The following is a 20,828-nucleotide window of genomic DNA, read 5'->3' on the forward strand; positions in this document are numbered from 1 at the left end:
TTAACTAATCAACTAGTTCCTGCTATATTAAGGCACATCTGCTTCTTCCCAGGAAATAGCCTGTATCTGAGGTAAATCAAGTAGTTGAGATACAATCTTGTTCCAAGGCAGAGTATCTTTACTGTGTAATCTTATTTTGTAGGTTACATAGCCTTCCACTTTATCTTGATAATAATTGATAAATTTTATCCGCAAGCCGGGTTCGTAAAGGGATAGAACCGCCTTGACCATGTTCAAAGGAGCTTCGGAACATTCACATCTGAGAGTTAAAAGGGTGTGTTGATCATGGGTTATGGTTCGGCGAAAAAAACGTAAAGGGTAGAGGACAAATATACTGATGATAGTGGTTAAAATGGCTGGAATATATAATCCAGCTCCTACAGTGAGGCCAATGCCGGTTACTAGCCATAGACCTGCAGCAGTTGTTAGCCCTCGTACGGATCCTTTTCCCTTAATAATTGCTCCCGCGCCTAAGAAACCCATGCTGGCAATAGCGTAAGAGGCAATGCGCGCGGGATCAAGGCGAATAACGCTGTTTACATTATATTCTTTGAATATATCAGTGATTGCTAAAGAGAGAATCATCATCAAACAGGCTCCTATGGCAACCAAAAGGTTGGTGCGAAAGCCTGCGCTTTGTCCGTGTGATTCACGTTCAAAGCCAATAACTCCACCTAAAATGGCCGTTAGGAAGAGTTTAAATATATAGGTAGAAAGTTGAGGGTAGTCCATTAAAAAGTACCTTAACTATTTAAAGTTAAATGTGTTTGTCTTTCCAGGTTTCTATTTTTAGCCTTCTATCCTTCTAAAACAACCATGTCTTCACCGTCATGCTCTTTAGTTAGAACATGTACGAGCTCTCGTCTGGAAGTGTTTAACTTTTTGCCCACGAAGTCTGCATGGATGGGAAGTTCCCTGTGTCCCCGGTCAATTAAAACCAGAAGCTTGATGGTTTTGGGACGGCCAAAGTCTAAAATGGCTTCCAATGCTGCCCGGACAGTACGGCCTGTAAAGAGAACGTCATCTACCAAAACAATATCTTTTTCACCTAGGTCAAACGGAATATCGGTCTTATTAATAGAGGGGGTAGAGGCCAAATTGGTCCAGTCGTCCCGGTAAAGATTAATGTCTAGCTTACCTAAGTCTAATTGTTTTTTTGTTTTTTGTTCCAGGATTTTTTTTATGCGTTCGGCTAAATCAACGCCGCGTCTTTGAATACCAATAAGGGCTAATTTGGAAAAGTCAGATATACGTTCTAGAACTTCATAGGCTAGTCTTTCCAGAGTTTTTTGCATTTGTTCGGCATTCATTATTTGCTTTTCGTTTTTCATAATCTCACCTCAAAACATTTTGGTTATTAATTATGCCTTTAATTTAGACGTTCGTCAAAGTTTTCTCAGCTATATATTCTTAAATTTTTTCATTTTGACCTGGTTTAAACAGAATTTTACTTATGAGTTTGTGGCTGAAACTTTAAATCAACTCAATTTGCATAGTTTATTTCAGTCTTAGTTTCTTTCATGCTGGTACAAAAACGTGGACCCATCTATAACTTGCTTGCGGACAGAGCATAATGGGATACTTTGGGTAAACGAATAGTCTTTTAATTATACCTAAGTTTAGCGATTTTCACTCAATGGGTGATGAGATTGCCACGGGCAGCTTTGCTGCCCTCGCAATGACGATCTCGCTCCTGTCATTGCGAGTGGAACAAAGTGTAGCGAAGCAATCTCAAAGTTTGAACTGCAAAAAAATCGCACAATTTAAATTATAGATAGTTATGGTAAGTCTCGCAAAATATTTAGCCCATTTCTCCCGATGCTCTGTTTTTTCGCAAGCTTCCCTAAGATGGGTTACCCAAGCCGTTTGTAATGCATTTCAGAAACCAAGACTTTCAATCAGCGGTTAAAATGATGCGCCTGCAAAAAGGGACTTTTTGCAGGCAATGTTGAATTTTGAATTATGAATGTTGAATTATTTAAATGGGTTATATGATATTTTTGCCAAAATTGTAAATTTTTAATGTTGGCAGTTGCATCTTAAAATTGGGTTTGGCCACAGACTCTGTAGTGAAGATGTTTGGGTAAAGCTATAAGCTTTAGTTTGGGGAAAGTATCTAACAATAACAAAAATATAGTAATCTAAAATTTTAATTTTAAAATTTTTCTCAAAATTTAATTTTCATGTAAAAAGGCAGGACTTCTGCCCTGCCTTTTCAACGATGACGTCCCATTTATTAATAAAACTGCTCTAATTTTAAGTTTAGAGTTCAATTGGTCGTCTGTTAAAAAATTATCGGATCATTTTTTGCGGTAAATAAAAAACTACCTCCGGGAAAACTGTAATCAAGATAACCATTAAAATCATAATTATAAAAAATGGGAAGGTTGCTTTTAAAATATTTCCCACCTTTTCGTTGGATATTCCTTGAATAACAAAAATGCTAAATCCTACTGGAGGGGTTATTTGTGATAATTCAACCATAAATACTAAAAATATTCCAAACCATAATGGTTTAAATCCAGCAGCTAATATAATAGGCAACACAATAGGTAAAGTCATCACAACTATAGAGATGCCATCAAGTATCATTCCTAAAACAAGATACATAGATCCAATAACAAATATCAATAAGTATGGAGATAAGCCAAGGCTAGCAATATATTCACTTAAAGCTCTAGCTATGCCCACAAATCCGACAACTTGAGACAAAAATGCAGCTCCGGTAATTATAAATGAGATCATTGCTGTTGTTTTAACTGCATTCAAAGCTGCCTCAATAAATCTCTTTGTGGTTAAATTTTTAAAAATTAATGCTAGTATTATAGAGCCTACAACTCCTATGGCAGCAGCTTCGGTTGGCGTTGTATAACCAAGGTAAATACCGCCTAAAACAATAAAAATCAGAGAGAAGACTGGTATTAACTCTTTTAAAGATTTAATTTTTTCTTTGACTGAATATTTTTCGTCACTTTTAGGGACTATATCTGGATTGGTTATTGCTTTAAAAATAATAAAAGCAGAATAGCTTCCAGCAAGCATTAAACCCGGGATCACCCCTCCGATAAAAAGTTTACCAATCGAAGTATCAGACAGGATGCCGTAGATAATCATTATCAAGCTCGGGGGGATGAGAAATCCTAATGTCCCTGCACCGGCCAGAGAGCCTATGGCAATCTGCCTGTCATATCCTCTCTTTGAAAGCTCGTCTAAAGTAATTTTTCCAACTGTTGCTGTTGTGGCTGCGCTTGAACCAGACACTGCTGCGAAAAGAGAGCAAGCCACTACGTTAATATGCAGAAGCCTTCCAGGAATATTAGACAGCCACGGCAATAGTCCATTTAGCAGTCTGGTGGAAATAGCTGTTCTGTATAGGATTTCTCCCATAAATATAAACAGAGGCAGGGCTGTCAAAGACCAGGAGTTGATACTGTTCCAGACTGAATTAGCCATCAACCCGCCAATCTTTTGCCAGATTGAAATAGTTGGCGGAAGATTAAGTTTAAATATCAACATCCCGGTAATGCCCGCAGCAAAAAGGGAAAAACCTATCCATAGTCCTGAAAGCAGGAATATGAACATTATGCCGAAAAGGACAAATGTTAAGATTAAAGGATCGGTAATTATGGTAGCCTCCTTATGAAGTATGATATTAATTGTAAATCAAAAACAAAAAAGCCAATCGGAAGAAAAAGTTGAGGTAGGTATAAAGGTGTCTCTGCAATAGTATCAGCTGTCATTTCAAGTGAATATGTATCGTAAGCCATTAGTATTGAGTGGTACAAAAGAAAACTACAAATTAAGACCGCGATTAAAGTTACTGATAAATCTAAATACTTATTAATTTTTTTATTTAATCTTGAAGAAATAAGAGTAATTCTTATATGTGAATTTTCTTTTAATGTGTATGCAAGACCAAGCATGACAACGCCAACAAAAAAATATGCACTGTATTCGTCGGCGATTAATGTAGATGTATTAAAAAAAGCCCTTAGGAATATTTCAAATGTTATCAAAATTACAATAAGAATCATCAGAATACCAGATAGGTATGCACTTATATTAGATAATTTGTCTGCAAGCTTAATAATGTTTGTTTTCATCAAAATAACCTTATACTGGAAATGCAGCTATACAATCCGGCTATCAGCTGGATTGTATAGCGCTAATAATTTTAATTATTTTAGCGTGTTGCGATAAAAAATATTTTTGTATTGGTAAATCAAACTTTGAGTATTGGTAATAAATACGCCTGCAAATAGTATAATTACAGGCGCATTATTTAATTTTATTTTACAAATTTGCTTAATACTTTCTTTTCGCTACTTTTAGCCTTTTCTAAAAACTCATCTATAATTTTCTTTGCAGCTTCATCCATTGCCTTGTTTAATGCTGCATCCGGCTTTGAAACTTTAATTCCATGTTTGCTAATTATTTCTAGGGCCTTAACTGTTCTCTCCTCTGATGCCTTCCATTGTTTTTCTTCTATTTCAGCGGCAGCCTTTTCCAGAGCATTTCGTTGGTCTTTAGAGAGAGCCTTATAGTAATCCATGTTAATGGTTACCATATTTAGAGGGAAAGCGTAATTTATGTCTTTAAAATATGATAATACTTCCCAGAATTTTCCATTTTTTGTTGATTCAGCAGAAGTTAACACTGAATCTATCATTCCTGTCCGCAGGGAGGAATATACTTCACCCCAGGGCAAGGACAAAGGTGAGGCACCCAATTCTCTTAAAAATTTAGCGCCATTTTTATCATAAGTGCGTGTTTTAAGGCCTTTTAAGTCAACAACGCTATTAATTGGATTTTTGGTTACCAAGCCGCTAGGAGGCCAGGGTGCAGCATATAAAAATTTCTGGTTCCATTTCTTTGCCGCTTTTTGGTACAAGGGTTTACACTCATTATATAATTTTTTCGCTTCATCAAAACTTTTTACCAGTCGCGGGAGAGAACTAATTCCAAAGACATGCTCACTACCTGCAACAACCCCCATTAAAATGTCCGACATTGGAACCTGACCGTCTTTGACCACCTTTAGCAATTCGGGCCCCTTAAATCCCAAACTTCCACCAGGATGCACCGTGATTTTAACCGTGCCCTCGGAATATTTTTCCACCAACTTCGCAAATTCAAAAGCACCTTGGGTATGGAAACTGGTTGGGCCATAAATAGCATTAAGATCCAGGTTGATCACCTCGGCACGAACTGGAGCAGCGAAAAAGACCAAAATAAAGATAAATGTCAAAATCCTTGTAAATGTTTTCATGTAGTTTCCTCCTTTTGTTTATTTTGTGGCAGACGAAGTTTTTTTAGATGCGTTATTATCCATCTGTCCATATCCCCCGCCACCTGGTGTTTCTATTCTCAGAATATCTCCTTTACGCAACTTTACAAAGAATTTGCCAGGCATTTCCTTTTTTTGCCCATTTTGAATTATTATATTTTTACCACACCTTCCACTCTCTCCTCCAAAAAGGCCATAAGGTGCATTGGTTCTCCTTTCTGACAGGACGGTCACTTCTGCATCGGAAATTAACTTTATTTCCCTTATTAGACCATCTCCACCGTTGTATTGTCCTTTTCCTCCCGACCCTCTACGAATAGAATATTCGGTAACTAAAAATGGATAACTGAACTCCAATGCTTCTACAGGTGTGTTTAAAGTATTTGTCATATGTGAGTGTACTGCAGAGTCACCATCCTGTTTAAAAGTAGCGCCCATACCTCCTGCTAAGGTTTCGTAATATGCAAAAGGAGTATCATTTCTATCATCTATCCCGCCTATGGCAAGGTTATTCATTGTTCCTTGACTTGCCGCAGGAATCCTTTCAGGCAAAGCTTGAGACAAAGCTCCCAACACAACATCTACTATTCTTTGTGATGTTTCTACATTTCCGCCGGCCACCGCTGAAGGAAATGTGGCATCAACAATAGTTCCCTTTTTGGTTATGATTTTTATAGGACGCTGACACCCTGCATTTGTTGGTATATCTTCTTTAATAAGTGATCTAAAGACATATAAAACTGCAGATAAAGTTATTGCATAAACAGCATTTACGCTGCCATCTACTTGCCTGTCTGACTTTGAAAAATCTATTGTTGCAGTATCGTCCTTAATTGTAATGCTAACATGGATTTTTATATTGCTGTTTCCATAACCATCGTCATCAAGAACATCTTCAAAAGAATAAGCACCATCTGGTATTTCTAAAATTGTTTTTCTGGTAATTTTTTCAGAATAGTCAATTAAGCTTTTTGCATAGAAATTTACTGTTTCTAAACCATATTTTTGTATAAGGTCTTGTGTACGTTTGACACCAGTAATGTTGGCCATAACCTGCGCGGCAAAGTCTCCTTCTCTTTCCTGGGGAGTCCTCACATTATTTAGAAAGAACTTCATCACTTTTTCATCAATCTTGTTGTTTTCTACAATCTTTAGGGGTGGAATTATTACCCCCTCTTGAAAAATTGAACTTGATAAGGGCATCGAGCCAGAACTCATCCCTCCAACATCAGAGTGGTGGGCCCTATTTGCGACATAGTAGACTGGTTTTTCCTCTCCGGCAAAAACAGGAGCAACTATCGTAATATCAGGTAAATGAGTACCGCCTTTAAACGGGTCGTTTAAGATGATCATATCCCCTTCATTTAATTCATATTCCTGAATCGCTGCCTTTACGGACAAAGGCATTGAACCTAGATGAACAGGAATATGGGCAGCTTGGGCTATCATATCTCCCTGTGCGTCAAAAATGGCACAGGAGAAATCCCTTCTTTCTTTAATATTTGGAGAAAATGCCGTTCTATTCAAGGTAACTCCCATTTCCTCTGAAATGGAGGCAAATCTGTTTTTGAAAACTTCAAGCAAAATGGGGTTTACTTTCATAACAATCCCTTGTGCGATTATTTAAGTTAAAAGTTTGATGCCATGAACTAAAACTGACTATTCATTTCATTAGTTTATGGAAATGATTATGTTCCCATAGCCATCAATTTCTCCGGTAGCAAATGGAGGAATAACAATAGTCGAGGTATACTCAACAACAATTGCCGGCCCTTTTATCAAGTTTCCACAAATTAATTTATCTCTATCCAAAATTATTGTCTGTTCTTTTTTGCTGTCAAAGATAACAGTTTTTTTATCAATAATGGCCTCGGAGGGAATATCCTTTTTAGTGAGTTTACTTTTTGGAAATTGAGGTTTGTCCGGAAGTCCTCTCGCCCTCAACCTGATATTTACTATTTCGACCTGTTTATCTCTATTCGAATAACCGTATGTCTTTTCATGCAATTTATGAAAGGTTTCTTCATAATTTTCATTAAAGGGAACAATGATTTCATAAGATTGGCCCTTATATCTCATATCCAGGTATTTATCCAAGATAATGTTATCTTTATTTATGCCCTCAAACAACAAATCATGGATGGCCTTGTCTTCCATAGGAGAAAATAATTTATTTATTTCTGCAAACTCCATCTTTTCCTTAAGCATTACTGTCTGAGAATAATCCTTTATAATATCGGCCATCATCATGCCAATAGCAGAGAGAATGCCTGGATTTTTAGGGACCAGCACTTTCGGCATATTGAGAAGCTTCGCTAAAAACGCCGCATGCATTCCTCCTGCTCCACCAAAAGAAAATAACACGAACTCCCTTGGATCAAATCCTCTTTCCACAGAAATTACCCGAATAGCCCTTTCCATAGCCGTATTGGCTACCGACAAAATTCCTTCTGCCAACTCAACAGGGGAAAGCCCAATTTCTTGAGACATTTTATTAAAATAATTATTTAATCTATCAACATGTAACTCCATTTTCCCGCCCAGAAAGTTATCCGGAATGAGTCTTCCCAGAAACAGGTTTGCATCTGTAACGGTGATGTTTTCTCCTTTTCCGTAACATATCGGACCAGGGTCAGCCCCAGCACTTTCAGGACCAACCTTTAATGATCCTCCCGCATCAATATGAGCTATTGAGCCACCACCTGCTCCAACAGTATGTATATCTATCATGGGCACTTTTACGGGAAATTCTGCAATACTTGACTCCAGTGTGAGCGGCAGACTTTGATCTAAAAGTGCAACATCTGTAGATGTTCCGCCCATATCAAAAGTTATTAATCTATCAAATCCAGCCATCTTGCCTAATTCGTATGCTCCAACAGCTCCTCCGGCAGGACCGGACAATATAGTCCGCACGGATTCTTTCATTGCTGTTTCAGCAGAAATAGTTCCTCCATTGGACTGCATTATGCTAAGTTTGTTATCGCCTATACTATCCTTTATATATGTAATATATTTTTTCATTTTTGGAGAAACATAGGCGTTGATAACTGTCGTTGATGTTCTTTCATATTCTCTGAATTCAGATAATATTTCGTGAGATAATGATATAGGGATATTCAACTTTTTAAGAATTTCTTTTACTTTTAGTTCATGCTCTGGATTTTTGAACGAGAAAAGTAGAGACACTGCTATGGACTCAACCTGGTCGCTTTGCAGTTTGTCAATTAATTCGAATAGGGCTTGTTCGTCTATTTCTTCCAGTACACTGCCCACATAGTTTACTCTACCGCTGATTCCAAATCGTAATTTTGGCGGGATAAGAGGCTCATTTTTTTTGTATGAGAGATTATATAATTCACTTCTGTTTTGTCTGCCAATTTCAATAATATCTTCAAAACCTTTATTGGTTATGAGTGCAGTCTTGGACCCTTTTTTTTCTAAAATTGCATTTGTCGCAACAGTAGACCCATGAATAACCCGGAATTTACCTTCTTTAACGATATGTCTAATTCCTGCTAATACAGCCTCTGCTGGATTCGATGGGGTAGATAACAATTTATACACACCCCACTCATTGCCGTCCTTGTAAATAAAATCAGTAAAAGTTCCTCCTGTATCAACACATATTATCATTAATTCCTCCTGATCATTATAATGCCTGGATAGCAATATAGAGAAAAAAAGTTTTTTGAAATTTCTTGAGTTCGGCTCTTTTTATGGCAGGATTTGCCGTAGCCAAGTTTAAATAACAGAGGATGAACTCTGGACAAAAGAATTAAGTTTAATTAGCCAGTTAGGAGCAAAAAATGATTCTAGCCAGTTTTTGGGTAAAGGTCAAAAAAAGAAAATTTATTATTATTTCTAAGGAGTTACAGAATGCAATTTAAAGTCGTTTATAGTCAGAGGGATATTCAGGCAAGGGTTCAGGAACTGGGCGCGCAAATATCCAAAGATTATGCCAATGAGCCTTTAGTTGCTGTGTGCGTGCTAAAAGGAGCATTTGTATTTTTTGCTGACTTGATGCGGGCTTTGACTATTGATCCAGAAATGGATTTTGTTCGTTTATCCAGCTATGCTGACCAGACTTCAACTACCGGAAAGGTTGTTTTTTCCAAGGACATGGAAATTTCCGTTGAAAACAAGAATGTGCTCGTCGTGGAAGATATTGTGGACTCAGGTCATTCTATAAATTATTTAACTAAGGTACTTGAGGCAAGGAAACCAAAAAGTATAAAAATTTGTGCATTATTGGATAAAAGAGAGAGACGAGAAGTGGATGTTCAGGTTGACTATCCGGGATTTGTTCTGGAAAAAGGTTTTGTTGTTGGTTATGGTTTAGATTATGCCGAGAAGTACAGGAACAAGGATGGAATATATGAATTGGTCTTTTGACAAAAAAAAAATCATTCTAAGAGGTGGTTTATGATTGTACAATGCCCGCAATGCAGCACAAAATACAAAATAAACGAGTCCAGATTGCAACCCGGAGTTAAGCTCAAATGTACCAGATGCGAACATATTTTTGTTCCTAGTTTGCCAGAAGATGATGGGATAAAGCTGGACGAACCCGAAATAGATGGTCTCGGGGATGTTGCCCCTGAAAATGAAAAGGAGACCGGGAAGGGGAGGGAGTTTGAAACGGAGGAAAAAGAACCTAAAGATATAGAAATAGAGATTTCGCCACAAAAGAAAAAAAAGTCCAAAAAAAGATCCAGGTTTTTTGTTGTTTTTATTTTATTGGTTTTCCTGTTGATCGGGCTCGGCGGTGGCATATACTATTTTTTCCCTCAATTAATAAACTATATTCCTGGTCTGAACACTATTAAACAAACTCAGGAAAGTTTGGAACAAAAGCAGGTGGTCAATGAAGAGAGAGTGAAAAATATCTCCCTGGAAAATGTGCGCCAATATTTTGTGACCAACGAAAAAATCGGTCAGCTATTTGTTATTGAAGGCCAGGCCGTGAACAGATTTAACCAACCTAAAGAACTTATCAAATTAAGGGCCAGCTTGTACGATAAGCAGGGCAATGTGGTTCAATCCAAAGAGTTTTATTGTGGCAATGTTGTTTCTCTGTTCCGATTACAGGTGTTGAGCTTGGAAGAACTGGAATCAGCTTTGAATGCTAAAGTTGGCATTCTGACCAATAATACCTATATCAAACCCGGTGGCTCCACTCCGTTTATGGTTGTCTTTAAAGATCCTCCGAAAGGTGTAGAGGAGTTTGGTCTTGAGGTTATTGATGTCAAAGACCCGCCGAAGAAGTGAATAGGAGAAATTGAGAAACGGTGAAACAGAGAGGCGGATGAAAATTAAAGCAATAGTGCTAGCGTGGCCGGAATAGTGCATTAATCATAATAGAAGATTGGGTGTGAAAAGTAAAAAAGTATATATTTGTACAGCCTGCGGGGCAAAGGCCTTACAATGGCAAGGGCAGTGTGTGCAATGCGGAGAATGGAATACCCTGGAGTTAAAAGAAGTTGCTTCGTCTAGGCTTGTTGTACCTAAATCTAAGGCCAAGCCTGAAAGGCTTGATACCGGTCAAGTACTCAGCGCGCAATTTTTTAGCACTTCTATTGCTGAACTGGATAACCTGTTGGGTGGAGGGTTTGTTCCAGGCGGGGTTATCCTTTTGGGAGGAGAGCCGGGCATAGGCAAGTCCACTTTGCTCTTGCAACTGGCAGTTAATGTAGCCCGGGAAGGGAAAAAAAGTATTTATATAAGCGGAGAAGAGTCTTTATCTCAAATCCAGTCCAGGGCTGAAAGATTGAATCTTCTGCCATCGGCTATGTTGGCGATGGCCACCAATTCTCTGGAAGAGATTCTGGCTCTGTTTGAGTCCGGGGATATCCCTCAGCTATTGATCATTGATTCTGTCCAGACCATAGCCTGTACATCTGTGGATTCCATTCCCGGATCTCCATCTCAGATAAGGGCTGTTGCCACGGAACTTATCCATAAGGCCAAGGAAAATAACACCTGCATTATTCTAGTGGGTCATGTGACCAAGGATGGACAGATAGCCGGCCCTAAGCTTTTGGAACACATGGTGGATACGGTACTTTACCTGGAAGGGGACAAGGAGCATTTATTCCGGGTTTTGCGCGTGGTTAAAAATAGGTTTGGGCCCAGCAATGAGCTGATTTTATGGCAAATGAAAGCTTACGGTATGGAGATAGTTCAGGATCCGTCCACATTTTTCCTCCAGGCTCGAAATGCCAGTTTGAGTGGCTCTGCCATTGTCATGGCTGTGGACGGACAAAAACCTTTCGCTGTTGAAGTCCAGGCCCTTGCCAGCAATACTTTTCTGGCCATTCCCAGGCGTACGGCTTTAGGCATTGATGCCAATAGGCTCCACTTACTACTCGCTGTTATGGAAAAAAAGCTAAAGCTCAACCTGGGTCAAATGGATATTTATGCTAAAATTGGTGGAGGGCTTAGGATTAATGACCCGGGTTTGGATTTGGGGTTAGTGGCATCTGTTTTGTCTTCTTTTTTTGAACAGCCACTTCCAGAACAGGCAGTTTTTTGGGGGGAAGTGGATTTAAACGGTCAGATTAGACCTGTGTTAGGGCATGACCTGCGTTTGCGTCAGGCAGAAAAGCTGGGTTACAAGCCTATATTCTGCCCTAAAGTTAGAAGCGATGCTTCCTTAGGGTGCGCTACGATTATGGATCTGAAAAGGATTTTGTTTACCACCTAACCAGGACCCTAAACTCCTTAAACTTCAGCTCTTTAGAGCCTGTAGCCGAACCTTTATATCAACTCAATTTCCATGGTTTATTCCAGTCTTGGTTTCTTTCATGCTGGTACAAAGTCTTGGACCCATCTAAAACTTGCTTGCGGGCAGAACATAATGGGATATTTTGGGTAAGCGAATAGTCTTTTAATTATACTAAGTTGAGCGATTTTCACTCAATGGGTGAGATTGCCACGGACAGCTTCGCTGCCCTCGCAATGACGATCTCGCTCCTGTCATTGCGAGTGGAACAAAGTGTAGCGAAGCAATCTCAAAGTTTGAACTGCAAAAAAAATCGCTCAATTTAAACTATAGATAGTTATGGTCAATGTCGCAAAATATTCAGCCCATTCATCCCGATGCTCTGTTTTCCCGCAAGCTTCGTTGAGATTGGGTTACCCAAGCCGTTTGTAATACATTCCAGAAACCAAAAGACTTTCAATTTGGTGGTTAAAATAGGTGGTGGCCACAGGCTCTTTAGCCTTTTGACCTCTTCTTGTGTTTTCTAATCCATGCAAGCAATCTTGGCTCTTGCCCTTGATCTTTTGGATGGTAAAAACGGCGGCCAAGTAATTCCTGAGGCAGATAATCCTGTTCTACCCAGGATCCTGGATAGGAGTGGGGATATTTATAGTTTTTTCCATAGCCCCATTCTTTTTGCAGCCTGGTAGAGGCATTGCGCAGGTGCAGTGGTACTGACCTGGGGCCATTTAACCTCACCTCTTTTTGGGCAGCAAGATAGGCTGCGTAGGTGGAGTTGGATTTAGGTGCCAGGGCCAGATAAACCACTGTTTCGGCCAGAGGAATAAAGCCCTCAGGCATACCCACAAATTCAACAGCGTGTTGGCAAGAAACAGCTAAAGGCAAAGCCATGGGGTCTGCCATGCCGATATCTTCTGAAGCCGATAAAATCAGGCGTCGACAGATGAAACGGGGATCTTCTCCTCCTTCGAGAAGGCAGGCCAGGTAATACAGGGCAGCATCAGGGTCACTACCGCGGATGGATTTGATCAGTGCTGAAGCAAGTTCATAATGGGCATCGCCAGCTCTATCTCCCCGGATAACTATTTCCGGAAGAATAGTTTTCAACTTTTTGGGAGAGCGTTCATTTTCCTTAAGGCTAGCTGTATATTCTAAAAGATTCAGTAGGGTTCTGGCATCACCCCCGGCAAGAGAAGCCAGAAGTTCAAGGCTTTGGTCAGGAATAGCTATGTCCAGGATTTCTTTTCCTTTCTGGGCAATCTGTAGTAATTCGTCTTGGTTTAAACTATGTAGCCTAAAAACACTTAGGCGAGACAATAGTTGTCTGGTTACACTAAAAGAGGGATTTTCAGTAGTTGTGGCCAAAAGCACAATCTCACCGCTTTCCAGCAGGGGAAGAAAAAAATCCTGCTGCGCCTTGGAAAAGCGGTGCAACTCGTCCAGAATAAGGATGTCCAGGCCAGAAATTTTTTGGCGAAGCTTAGCAATGCCAATTTCCGGAGCGCTGAATCGGGCAAAGTTTCGTCCTGAAGCCTTGGCAATGAGTAAAGCTAAGCTCGACTTTCCGCATCCGGGCGGTCCAAAAAAGAGAGCACTTTGCAGCCTCTTACCCTGAATAATGGCCCTGAGCCTGGATTTTATATGCTTCTGACCCACAAATTGGTCCAGGTTCTGGGGTCTTAGTTTCTCAGCCAGGGGAGTATGCATGTTTTAGTTATTTTTCCTTCACTTCTATAATCGCCTTGGTTAGTTTCTCCTTGTCATCTTTAAACAATTTATAGTTTAAAGCGTCTTCCAGGGCCTGACGGCTGGCTTCAATTATATTGTAAGATACTCCCACAGTTATCCATCTGGATTGGTGGTCGCCGGATTCGATGAGGACGCGTACTCTGGAAGCTGTACCGGAAAGATCTCCGTGAGTTAGAACAGAAAATACTCTTACCTTAAAGTCCAGTAGCTCTACTTCTGAAAGGGCTGGGTAAAATTTTTCCAGGGCCTTGCGCAGGGCATTGTCCAGGGCATTGACTGGCCCTTTGCCGGTAGCTGCCGTGTGCTCAAGCATTCCACCTACGCGAACCCTGACCGTGGCTTCAGAGATTGGCTCCCTGTCTTCAACCCGCTTAGTTTCCAGGATACGGAATTCTTCCAGTGTAAAGTAGCGGCGCGCTCTGCCCAGCGTTCGATTAAGTAGAAGCTCAAAAGAGGCTTCCGCAGCCGTGTATTCATAACCCTGGCTTTCAAGGTCTTTTAATCTGGATAGAAGGTCTAGAACAAAAGGATCATCCTTATCGAGATGAAATCCATATTGTCTGGCCTTAAACAAGATATTACTCTGTCCGGCCAGATCTGAAAGAAGGATGCGTTGTTTGTTGCCGACTGACTCGGGAGTGATGTGCTCGTAGGTCTTGGGGTTGCGGCGTACAGCACTGACATGGACACCGCCCTTGTGGGCAAAAGCAGATTTACCTACAAAAGGTTGACGATGAAAAGAGGGTAAATTTGCTACTTCCGAAACAAAGTGAGATATTGAGGTTAAGAGATTGAGTTTATCTTCCGGCAAACAAGTATAGCCCATCTTCAGTTGCAGGTTGGGGATAATAGAACACAAATTGGCATTGCCGCACCTTTCCCCATAGCCGTTTATGGTTCCTTGTACCTGGACGATGCCTTTTTCTACAGCAATTAAAGAGTTGGCTACAGCCAGCTCTGAATCATTGTGAGTATGAATGCCTAAGGATGCTTCTGGCAATTCTTTTTGGACCTGCTCAATAATAGCTGATAATTCGGAGCAGATAGTCCCGCCGTTGGTGTCACATAAAACCAGGACATCGGCTCCTGCCTCAAAGGCTTTTTTCAAGCAAGCCAGAGCATAGTCTCTGTTGGCTTTAAAGCCGTCGAAGAAATGTTCGGCATCAAAAAATAATTCTTTTACCTTGGGCCTTAAATAGGCAAGTGAATTGTAGATAAGCTCTAAATTACGTTCAAGAGTGGTTCGAAGTGCTTCCCGAACATGAATGTCCCAGGTTTTGCCAAAGATAGTGACAACAGGGGTCCGGGCTTGAAGTAAAGAATTCAGATTCGGATCGTTTTTAGGAGACTTCTTGGCAAGATGGGTGCTGCCAAAGGCAGATATCTGTGCATTTTTCAGGTCATAGTTTTTTATTTCCTGAAAAAATCTTTGATCTGTAGGATTAGAAGCAGGCCAGCCTCCTTCAATATAGTGGATGCCCAATTCGTCTAGTTTTTGGGCGATACGGATTTTGTCTTCAGTGGACAAATGCACGTCTTCAGACTGGGTGCCGTCCCTTAAAGTTGTGTCATAGATTTTTACTGTTTTCATTGGTTTTGCCGGTTATTTGGGGGTTGAGTAGTTTTGTTATTGAGTCGTCTTTATGGCTCGTAAACCCGCCTTGGTGGAAATCAAGGGACCATCTCCTTTGACCTATCAACTTCATAATTTCTCATTGTCTTAAGCCTGGTCTAGACCAAAGGCTTCATGCAAGGTACGCACTGCAAGTTCAGTGTACTTCTCCTCTATAAGACATGATATCTTAATTTCCGAGGTACTAATGATCATTATATTAATATTTTCGTTTTTTAGAGCAGAAAAGGCAATGGCTGCAACACCAGAATGATTGCGCATGCCCACGCCAATAACAGAGACCTTGGCCACATTGGGATCAGAGAGTACACCCCTGGCTCCAATCTGGTCTTTTATTTTTTCAATAATATCCAGAGTCTCTTCAAGAGAACCTTTAGGTACTGTAAAGGTCATATCTGTTCGTCCCTCGCGGCTTGGGTTCTGGACAATCATGTCCACAACAATATTAGCCGCGGCAAGTGGTTCAAAGACCGTAGCGGCAATACCTGGTTCATCATAAACGTCAACCAGGGTAATTCTGGCCTGGTCTTTATCGTATGCAATACCCGAAACCATTGCAGCTTCCATTGTTTCGTCCTCCTGTACAACTAAGGTTCCTGGTTCATCAGAGAATGTGGACCTCACATGAACCGGGACATTATACTTTTTAGCAAATTCCACTGACCGGATTTGTAAAACTTTTGCCCCCATACTAGCCATCTCCAGCATCTCATCATAGGCAATTTTATGAATTTTTCTGGCCTTGGAGCAGATATTGGGATCAGTGGTATATACTCCATCTACATCCGTATATATTTCACACAGTTCAGCATTTAGGGCCGCAGCCAGGGCAACCGCTGAGGTATCTGAACCACCACGGCCCAGAGTAGTGATCCTTTGTTCGCAGTCACAACCTTGGAAACCGGCAGCAACCAAAACATCAAAGCGTGTGAGCATATGTTTTAGTTTTTCAGCATCAATGTCCAGGATGCGTGCCTTGCCAAAGCTTTTATCTGTTTGAATAGGGATTTGGTAACCTAATAAGGATCTGGTTTTAACACCTTTATCCTTGAGAAGCATAGAGAACAGAGCCACTGAAGTTTGTTCACCGGTGGCCAAAAGGACATCCATCTCTGCCGGATCAGGCTTGGAAGACCATTTTTTGGCCATATCGATAAGCCTGTTGGTTTCTCCGGACATGGCCGAAAGAACGACCACAACCTTATACCCTTTATCTAGTGCTGCTAAGACTTTTTCTCGCACTTTGAGCATGCACTCCAGATTGGCCACAGAGGTTCCGCCAAATTTCTGTACCAGAATGCGCATGGCTTATTTTTACTCCTTTAAAGTTTATAATAAAAGTTTAAGGTTTATAGGCTTGTCCGAGTTTTATACACTTACTCAGCCCTCCAACCCTCTTACATCCCAATTCTGCAGACAAGTATAAATCTTTTCCCCTGAGCCTTTGGCCTTAATCTCCATTTTTCTGCCTTTAGTGCAATAAGAAAGAGATATAAGGAGATAATCTTCTGGCCAAAGGTCTTCGGGCAGGTATTCGCTCCATTCCATGAGAATAAAATATTGGCCAGAATAGAGATATTCTTCCATCCCTTCATCAAGACCACAAGCTTGAAGACGGTATAAATCAAAGTGTGCTACTTCAGGCTCAGTAGGATAAATATTGACAATGTTAAAACTCGGGCTGCTAACTTCTGCCTCATTTCCATGAGGTAGGCTGGCAACAATTCCTCTGATGATTGTAGTTTTTCCTACGCCTAGCTCTCCCTGAAACAAGAGAGGGGGAAAACAATTTTCCTGGCAAAGGCAAGATGCAAGTGCTTGCCCGAATTTAAGGGCCTGTTCCGGCGAGTCAAGAATCAGCTTCATTTTTTCTGGTGAATAAGGTAGCGAGGACATCCTCCTTGCCCACTACACCTATAAGTTTGCCATTATCTACCACTGGCAGGGTATGGAATTTTTTTTCTGCCATGAGTTGAGCAATTTCTTCCAGAGAGGTGTCCGGTTCAATAGTTTGGGGATCAGGAGTCATGGCCTGTTTTACTTTTACCGCAGCCATCTTTTGTAGTTCTTTCTCGACCTGGGACAGAGAAGAAAGGGGAAAGAAGCCATCTAAGATGGTGAACATGGAGGGGAGAGGGAACTTTTTTTGCATGGCTACCAAGTCACTTTGACAGAGTATACCCACTACATTCATTTCTTTATCCACCACGGGCAACCCATTGATGTGTTCAGAGAGTAAAATTTTTACTGCTTCAGCAATATCTGTCTCTGGATAGACAACAATGGGATTGGTGGTCATTATGTCTTTAGCCTTGATCATTTTTAGCCTCCGCTAAGGTTTGAGGCAAGATGTGGGCAATTTCCTGGGCTAGGTTTCCTCGATATGGAAAATCTGTTTTAAGTTTTTTACCGGCCAAACCGTGCCAGTAAACAGCAATAGAACAGGCATCCAGGGCTGAAAATCCCTGGCCCAAAAGAGAACCAATCATTCCTGCCAGTATATCTCCTGAGCCGCCGAGAGCCAGATTGGGAGTTGCAAAAGGAGAAATTAAAATGGGTGAGCTAGGACTGGAAATAATAGTTGCTGCACCTTTTAAGACTAGGTTGGTCTTAAATTTTTGCGTGAATTCGCGGGCAAACTTGGCCCGATGGCGATTGATTTCAGCAGCCTCAGTGTTAAAAAAGCGGGCCATTTCTCCGGGGTGCGGGGTGAAAATGACTTCGTTTAGGCTATGGATTTTGTCGAATAGTTCCGGATGGTTGGCAAAGAAATATAAGGAGTCAGCATCAAAAATGGTTTTAGGATGGGTTATGCTTAAATATTTTTTCAAGAAGCCCAAAGCGCCTGAAGTTCGTCCCAGACCAGGGCCAAAGACCACGGCATCAAACTTGAAAAAGTTTTCTTCTACGTTTTTAATGCACGTTTCATCCCAATCTTTTCCCTCTCCCAGAGGCAAAGTCATAATATCCGGCCAACTGCATTTAACTTCATGGGCCAGGTCTTTGGGGCAGCCAATAGTTACCAAGCCGGCGCCAGAACGTATGGCCCCTAAAGCAGCCAGCAGAGGAGCTCCGGTTAGTCCGGAAGAGCCGCCTAAAATTAAGACATGACCTGCTTCGCCTTTGTGCATAGTGCTTTTGGGCTCTTTGACCATATCCAGGACTTTAGTTGTCAGAGCGTAGTGGGTACAGGGATGATCTTTTTTTATTTTTTTGGGGATACCTATTTTCCCAACGACAAGTTCGCCCACAAAAGGCTTGGCAGGTGGAAGAAATAGACCAAGCTTGGCTTCTTCAAAGGTGATAGTAGCATGAGCCTCTACAGCTATAGGACTTGGTTTTCCCGTTAATCCGTCTATGCCTGAAGGGATATCCAGAGAGAGAATAAAGCCGTCCTGCCCCAGTTTATTGATGGCCTTGATCCAGGAAATATAGTCCTCTCGTAGTTGTCCGGAAAAACCTGTTCCCAACAAGCCATCAACTATGATATCAACTTTATTTATGAAGTCCATGTGATATTCGGGCAAATGCATGAGATGGATGCCCATTTTTTGGATTAAAGACAGGTGATATCCTGCTGTGCCAGTGTACTCTTTTTGCCGCCTGGTGTGCAGAACCATTGTTTTCACTTCATGGTTATGTAAATGCCGGGCCAGGGCAAAGGCGTCTCCTCCATTGTTACCAGATCCGGCAAATATAAGAGCTGTTTTTCCTTTGAGAGAGCCGAGTTTTTGTTTGAGAAGATTCAATGCTTCGCGACTGGCATTTTCCATTAAAATTTCTGGGAGTAAACCAAACTCTTCCATGCAAAGTCGGTCCCATTGGGCCATTTCTGAAGGAGTTGGCAGGGGTTTGTACATAGTATCTTCTCCGAAAAAAATGTTAAAAGTTTGGAGCTTAGACATACATGCAATCTCAGCAGCGGCAGAGTGCATAGGCTTTAAAAGATGCGCCTGCAAAAACTACCTTTTTGCAGAGTTTGTTCAAAATTCAATGTTCAATGTTTTCCAACAGTTATGCGCTAAGAATTTTGTAAAAAAGTTAGTTTTTTGGTTTTTGCAGTAACATCTTAAAATGTTAAATTGCCTTAACGTGTTAACTTAATCAATATATTGTCCGAGTTATAAAAATTAGTTTTTTGTTGTTACATTATCCTCTTGAACTAATAAAGCCGGTCAAACAAAATTTTCATCCCTCTAAAATGACAACAGCCGCGGCTGTGTTACGGCTATGGGTGATAGATAAATGTACTCTTTTACAACCTAGGGATTGAGCTTTTTTGTAGGCCGGGCCTAGAAAATATAAATGTGGTTGACCGGATTTTGAGGATTTTATTTCCAGATGCTGAAAGGTAATACCCTGAGCAAAACCTGTTCCCAAAGCCTTGACGCCAGCTTCTTTTGATGCAAAACGCGAAGCTAAGTAGGAAATAGGATTTTGAGGTAGATTTTCTATTTCCTTTGGTGTAAGAATTTTATGTACTAACCGATCTTTAAATTTGGCATAACTATGAGATATGCGATTAATTTCAACTATATCTAGCCCTAGCCCAAGTATCATGTGTTTAGACCTGATTACGATACGAATTGACTAATGATATTGACCATTTGTTGTACAGCCTTGAACATACCGACAAAAACAGCCCTGGAAATAATGCTGTGACCAATAGAGTATTCACAGATCCCTGGTACTTTGGCAAAGGCTAAAATGTTGTGATAATTTAGACCATGTCCAAGATTGACTTTGAGCCCTAGCTCTCTCGCAAATTCGATGCCTGCAACAATTTTTTTAAACTCATTTTGTTGATCTTCCGTGTTTTGGGCATCTGCATAATGACCGGTATGGATTTCTATGTATTCGGTACCAATTTTGGCTGCGGCCTCAATCTGTTCTTTTTCAGCGTCTATAAAGAGACTGGTTTTTATCCCCTTGGCCTTTATTGGAGCAAGAAACTCTTTTAGTTCTCCTTCACGACCCAGGCAGTTTAAACCTCCTTCGGTTGTCAACTCCTGGCGTTTTTCCGGAACCAAGCAGACCATGTGAGGAACAGTGTGTAAAGCGATTTTTTGCATTTCTTCAGTGGCTGCCATTTCCAGGTGCAGGTTGGTCTTCAATGTTGTTTTTAAAAGCTCAACATCTTTGTCCTGGATATGACGCCGGTCTTCGCGCAGGTGAACAATAATGCCATGGGCTCCAGCCAGTTCAGCTAGATGTGCCCCGGTGACAGGGTCTGGCTCTTTGCCTAGCCTTGCCTGACGCAAAGTAGCTATATGGTCAACATTGACAACTAGAACAGGCATAAGTGATTCTCCTTAACGTATGAAAACTTTGTATCTCGCCCATGAATGATGAAAAGTCAAGTAAATCAACCAATGTGTCTACGATGAGGTCAAACTTCAGGCTTTGATGATTTGATGAGTGATAGTTTGGTGTGT

At 40.8% G+C, this 20,828-nt stretch carries 18 protein-coding genes; 3 read left to right on the forward strand and 15 right to left on the reverse strand.

The window, feature by feature from the left end; genetic code table 11:
* Positions 1–27 precede the first annotated feature (27 nt).
* From KFV02_RS00600 to KFV02_RS00630, 7 genes are all read right to left on the reverse strand, one after another.
* Positions 28–732 carry an MgtC/SapB family protein gene (locus KFV02_RS00600; protein WP_252379587.1) on the reverse strand — a complete coding sequence of 235 codons (705 nt, stop codon included), beginning with the start codon at positions 730–732 and terminating at the stop codon, positions 28–30.
* A gap of 65 nt (positions 733–797) precedes the next feature.
* Positions 798–1,331 (reverse strand): bifunctional pyr operon transcriptional regulator/uracil phosphoribosyltransferase PyrR, encoded by a 534-nt coding sequence (gene pyrR, locus KFV02_RS00605; protein ID WP_252379588.1) that lies wholly within the window; start codon positions 1,329–1,331, stop codon positions 798–800.
* A 961-nt stretch (positions 1,332–2,292) separates the two neighbouring features.
* Positions 2,293–3,627: a TRAP transporter large permease gene (locus KFV02_RS00610; RefSeq protein ID WP_434800275.1), complete on the reverse strand. Its 1,335-nt coding sequence runs from the start codon at positions 3,625–3,627 to the stop codon at positions 2,293–2,295.
* Positions 3,624–4,103: a TRAP transporter small permease subunit gene (locus KFV02_RS00615; protein ID WP_252379590.1), complete on the reverse strand. Its 480-nt coding sequence runs from the start codon at positions 4,101–4,103 to the stop codon at positions 3,624–3,626. The genes KFV02_RS00610 and KFV02_RS00615 overlap by 4 nt, the downstream gene beginning before the upstream one ends.
* Before the next feature lie 185 nt (positions 4,104–4,288).
* Positions 4,289–5,269, reverse strand: coding sequence for a TRAP transporter substrate-binding protein (locus KFV02_RS00620; protein WP_289509938.1), 981 nt, complete (start codon positions 5,267–5,269; stop codon positions 4,289–4,291).
* 18 nt (positions 5,270–5,287) lie between these two features.
* A complete protein-coding gene (locus tag KFV02_RS00625; RefSeq protein WP_252379592.1) occupies positions 5,288–6,889 on the reverse strand; it encodes a hydantoinase B/oxoprolinase family protein in 1,602 nt (533 codons plus the stop codon).
* Between the two features lie 69 nt (positions 6,890–6,958).
* On the reverse strand, positions 6,959–8,923 hold the full coding sequence (locus tag KFV02_RS00630; RefSeq protein ID WP_252379593.1) for a hydantoinase/oxoprolinase family protein: 1,965 nt from the start codon (positions 8,921–8,923) through the stop codon (positions 6,959–6,961).
* Between the two features lie 243 nt (positions 8,924–9,166).
* Here KFV02_RS00630 and hpt point away from each other — a divergent pair, with 243 nt between their 5' ends.
* From hpt to radA, 3 genes are all read left to right on the forward strand, one after another.
* On the forward strand, positions 9,167–9,682 hold the full coding sequence (hpt, locus tag KFV02_RS00635; RefSeq protein WP_252379594.1) for a hypoxanthine phosphoribosyltransferase: 516 nt from the start codon (positions 9,167–9,169) through the stop codon (positions 9,680–9,682).
* A gap of 30 nt (positions 9,683–9,712) precedes the next feature.
* Positions 9,713–10,558, forward strand: a complete 846-nt coding sequence (locus KFV02_RS00640; RefSeq protein ID WP_252379595.1) for a DUF3426 domain-containing protein — start codon at positions 9,713–9,715, stop codon at positions 10,556–10,558.
* A gap of 103 nt (positions 10,559–10,661) precedes the next feature.
* Entirely contained in the window at positions 10,662–11,993 is a 1,332-nt protein-coding gene (radA, locus tag KFV02_RS00645; protein ID WP_252379596.1) for a DNA repair protein RadA, read from the forward strand.
* A gap of 513 nt (positions 11,994–12,506) precedes the next feature.
* Here the strand turns inward: radA and KFV02_RS00650 are convergent.
* The 8 genes from KFV02_RS00650 to KFV02_RS00685 all read right to left on the reverse strand — a co-directional run bounded on the left by KFV02_RS00650 (position 12,507) and on the right by KFV02_RS00685 (position 20,693).
* Positions 12,507–13,718 carry a replication-associated recombination protein A gene (locus tag KFV02_RS00650; protein ID WP_252379597.1) on the reverse strand — a complete coding sequence of 404 codons (1,212 nt, stop codon included), beginning with the start codon at positions 13,716–13,718 and terminating at the stop codon, positions 12,507–12,509.
* Between the two features lie 7 nt (positions 13,719–13,725).
* Positions 13,726–15,351, reverse strand: coding sequence for a citramalate synthase (gene cimA, locus KFV02_RS00655; RefSeq protein WP_252379598.1), 1,626 nt, complete (start codon positions 15,349–15,351; stop codon positions 13,726–13,728).
* Between the two features lie 129 nt (positions 15,352–15,480).
* Positions 15,481–16,698, reverse strand: a complete 1,218-nt coding sequence (locus KFV02_RS00660; protein ID WP_252379599.1) for an aspartate kinase — start codon at positions 16,696–16,698, stop codon at positions 15,481–15,483.
* A 75-nt stretch (positions 16,699–16,773) separates the two neighbouring features.
* Entirely contained in the window at positions 16,774–17,259 is a 486-nt protein-coding gene (tsaE, locus tag KFV02_RS00665) for a tRNA (adenosine(37)-N6)-threonylcarbamoyltransferase complex ATPase subunit type 1 TsaE (protein WP_252379600.1), read from the reverse strand.
* Complete coding sequence (locus KFV02_RS00670) at positions 17,243–17,713, reverse strand: CBS domain-containing protein (RefSeq protein WP_252379601.1); 471 nt, start codon at positions 17,711–17,713, stop codon at positions 17,243–17,245. The genes tsaE and KFV02_RS00670 overlap by 17 nt, the downstream gene beginning before the upstream one ends.
* Positions 17,700–19,253: an NAD(P)H-hydrate dehydratase gene (locus tag KFV02_RS00675; protein ID WP_252379602.1), complete on the reverse strand. Its 1,554-nt coding sequence runs from the start codon at positions 19,251–19,253 to the stop codon at positions 17,700–17,702. The genes KFV02_RS00670 and KFV02_RS00675 overlap by 14 nt, the downstream gene beginning before the upstream one ends.
* A gap of 328 nt (positions 19,254–19,581) precedes the next feature.
* Positions 19,582–19,953 (reverse strand): holo-[acyl-carrier-protein] synthase, encoded by a 372-nt coding sequence (locus KFV02_RS00680; RefSeq protein ID WP_252379603.1) that lies wholly within the window; start codon positions 19,951–19,953, stop codon positions 19,582–19,584.
* A gap of 14 nt (positions 19,954–19,967) precedes the next feature.
* Entirely contained in the window at positions 19,968–20,693 is a 726-nt protein-coding gene (locus KFV02_RS00685; protein WP_252379604.1) for a pyridoxine 5'-phosphate synthase, read from the reverse strand.
* Positions 20,694–20,828 lie beyond the last annotated feature (135 nt).

Origin of the sequence: Desulfovulcanus ferrireducens (assembly GCF_018704065.1) — a bacterium.
In the GTDB taxonomy this organism is placed as follows: Bacteria; Desulfobacterota; Desulfovibrionia; order Desulfovibrionales; family Desulfonatronovibrionaceae; genus Desulfovulcanus; species Desulfovulcanus ferrireducens.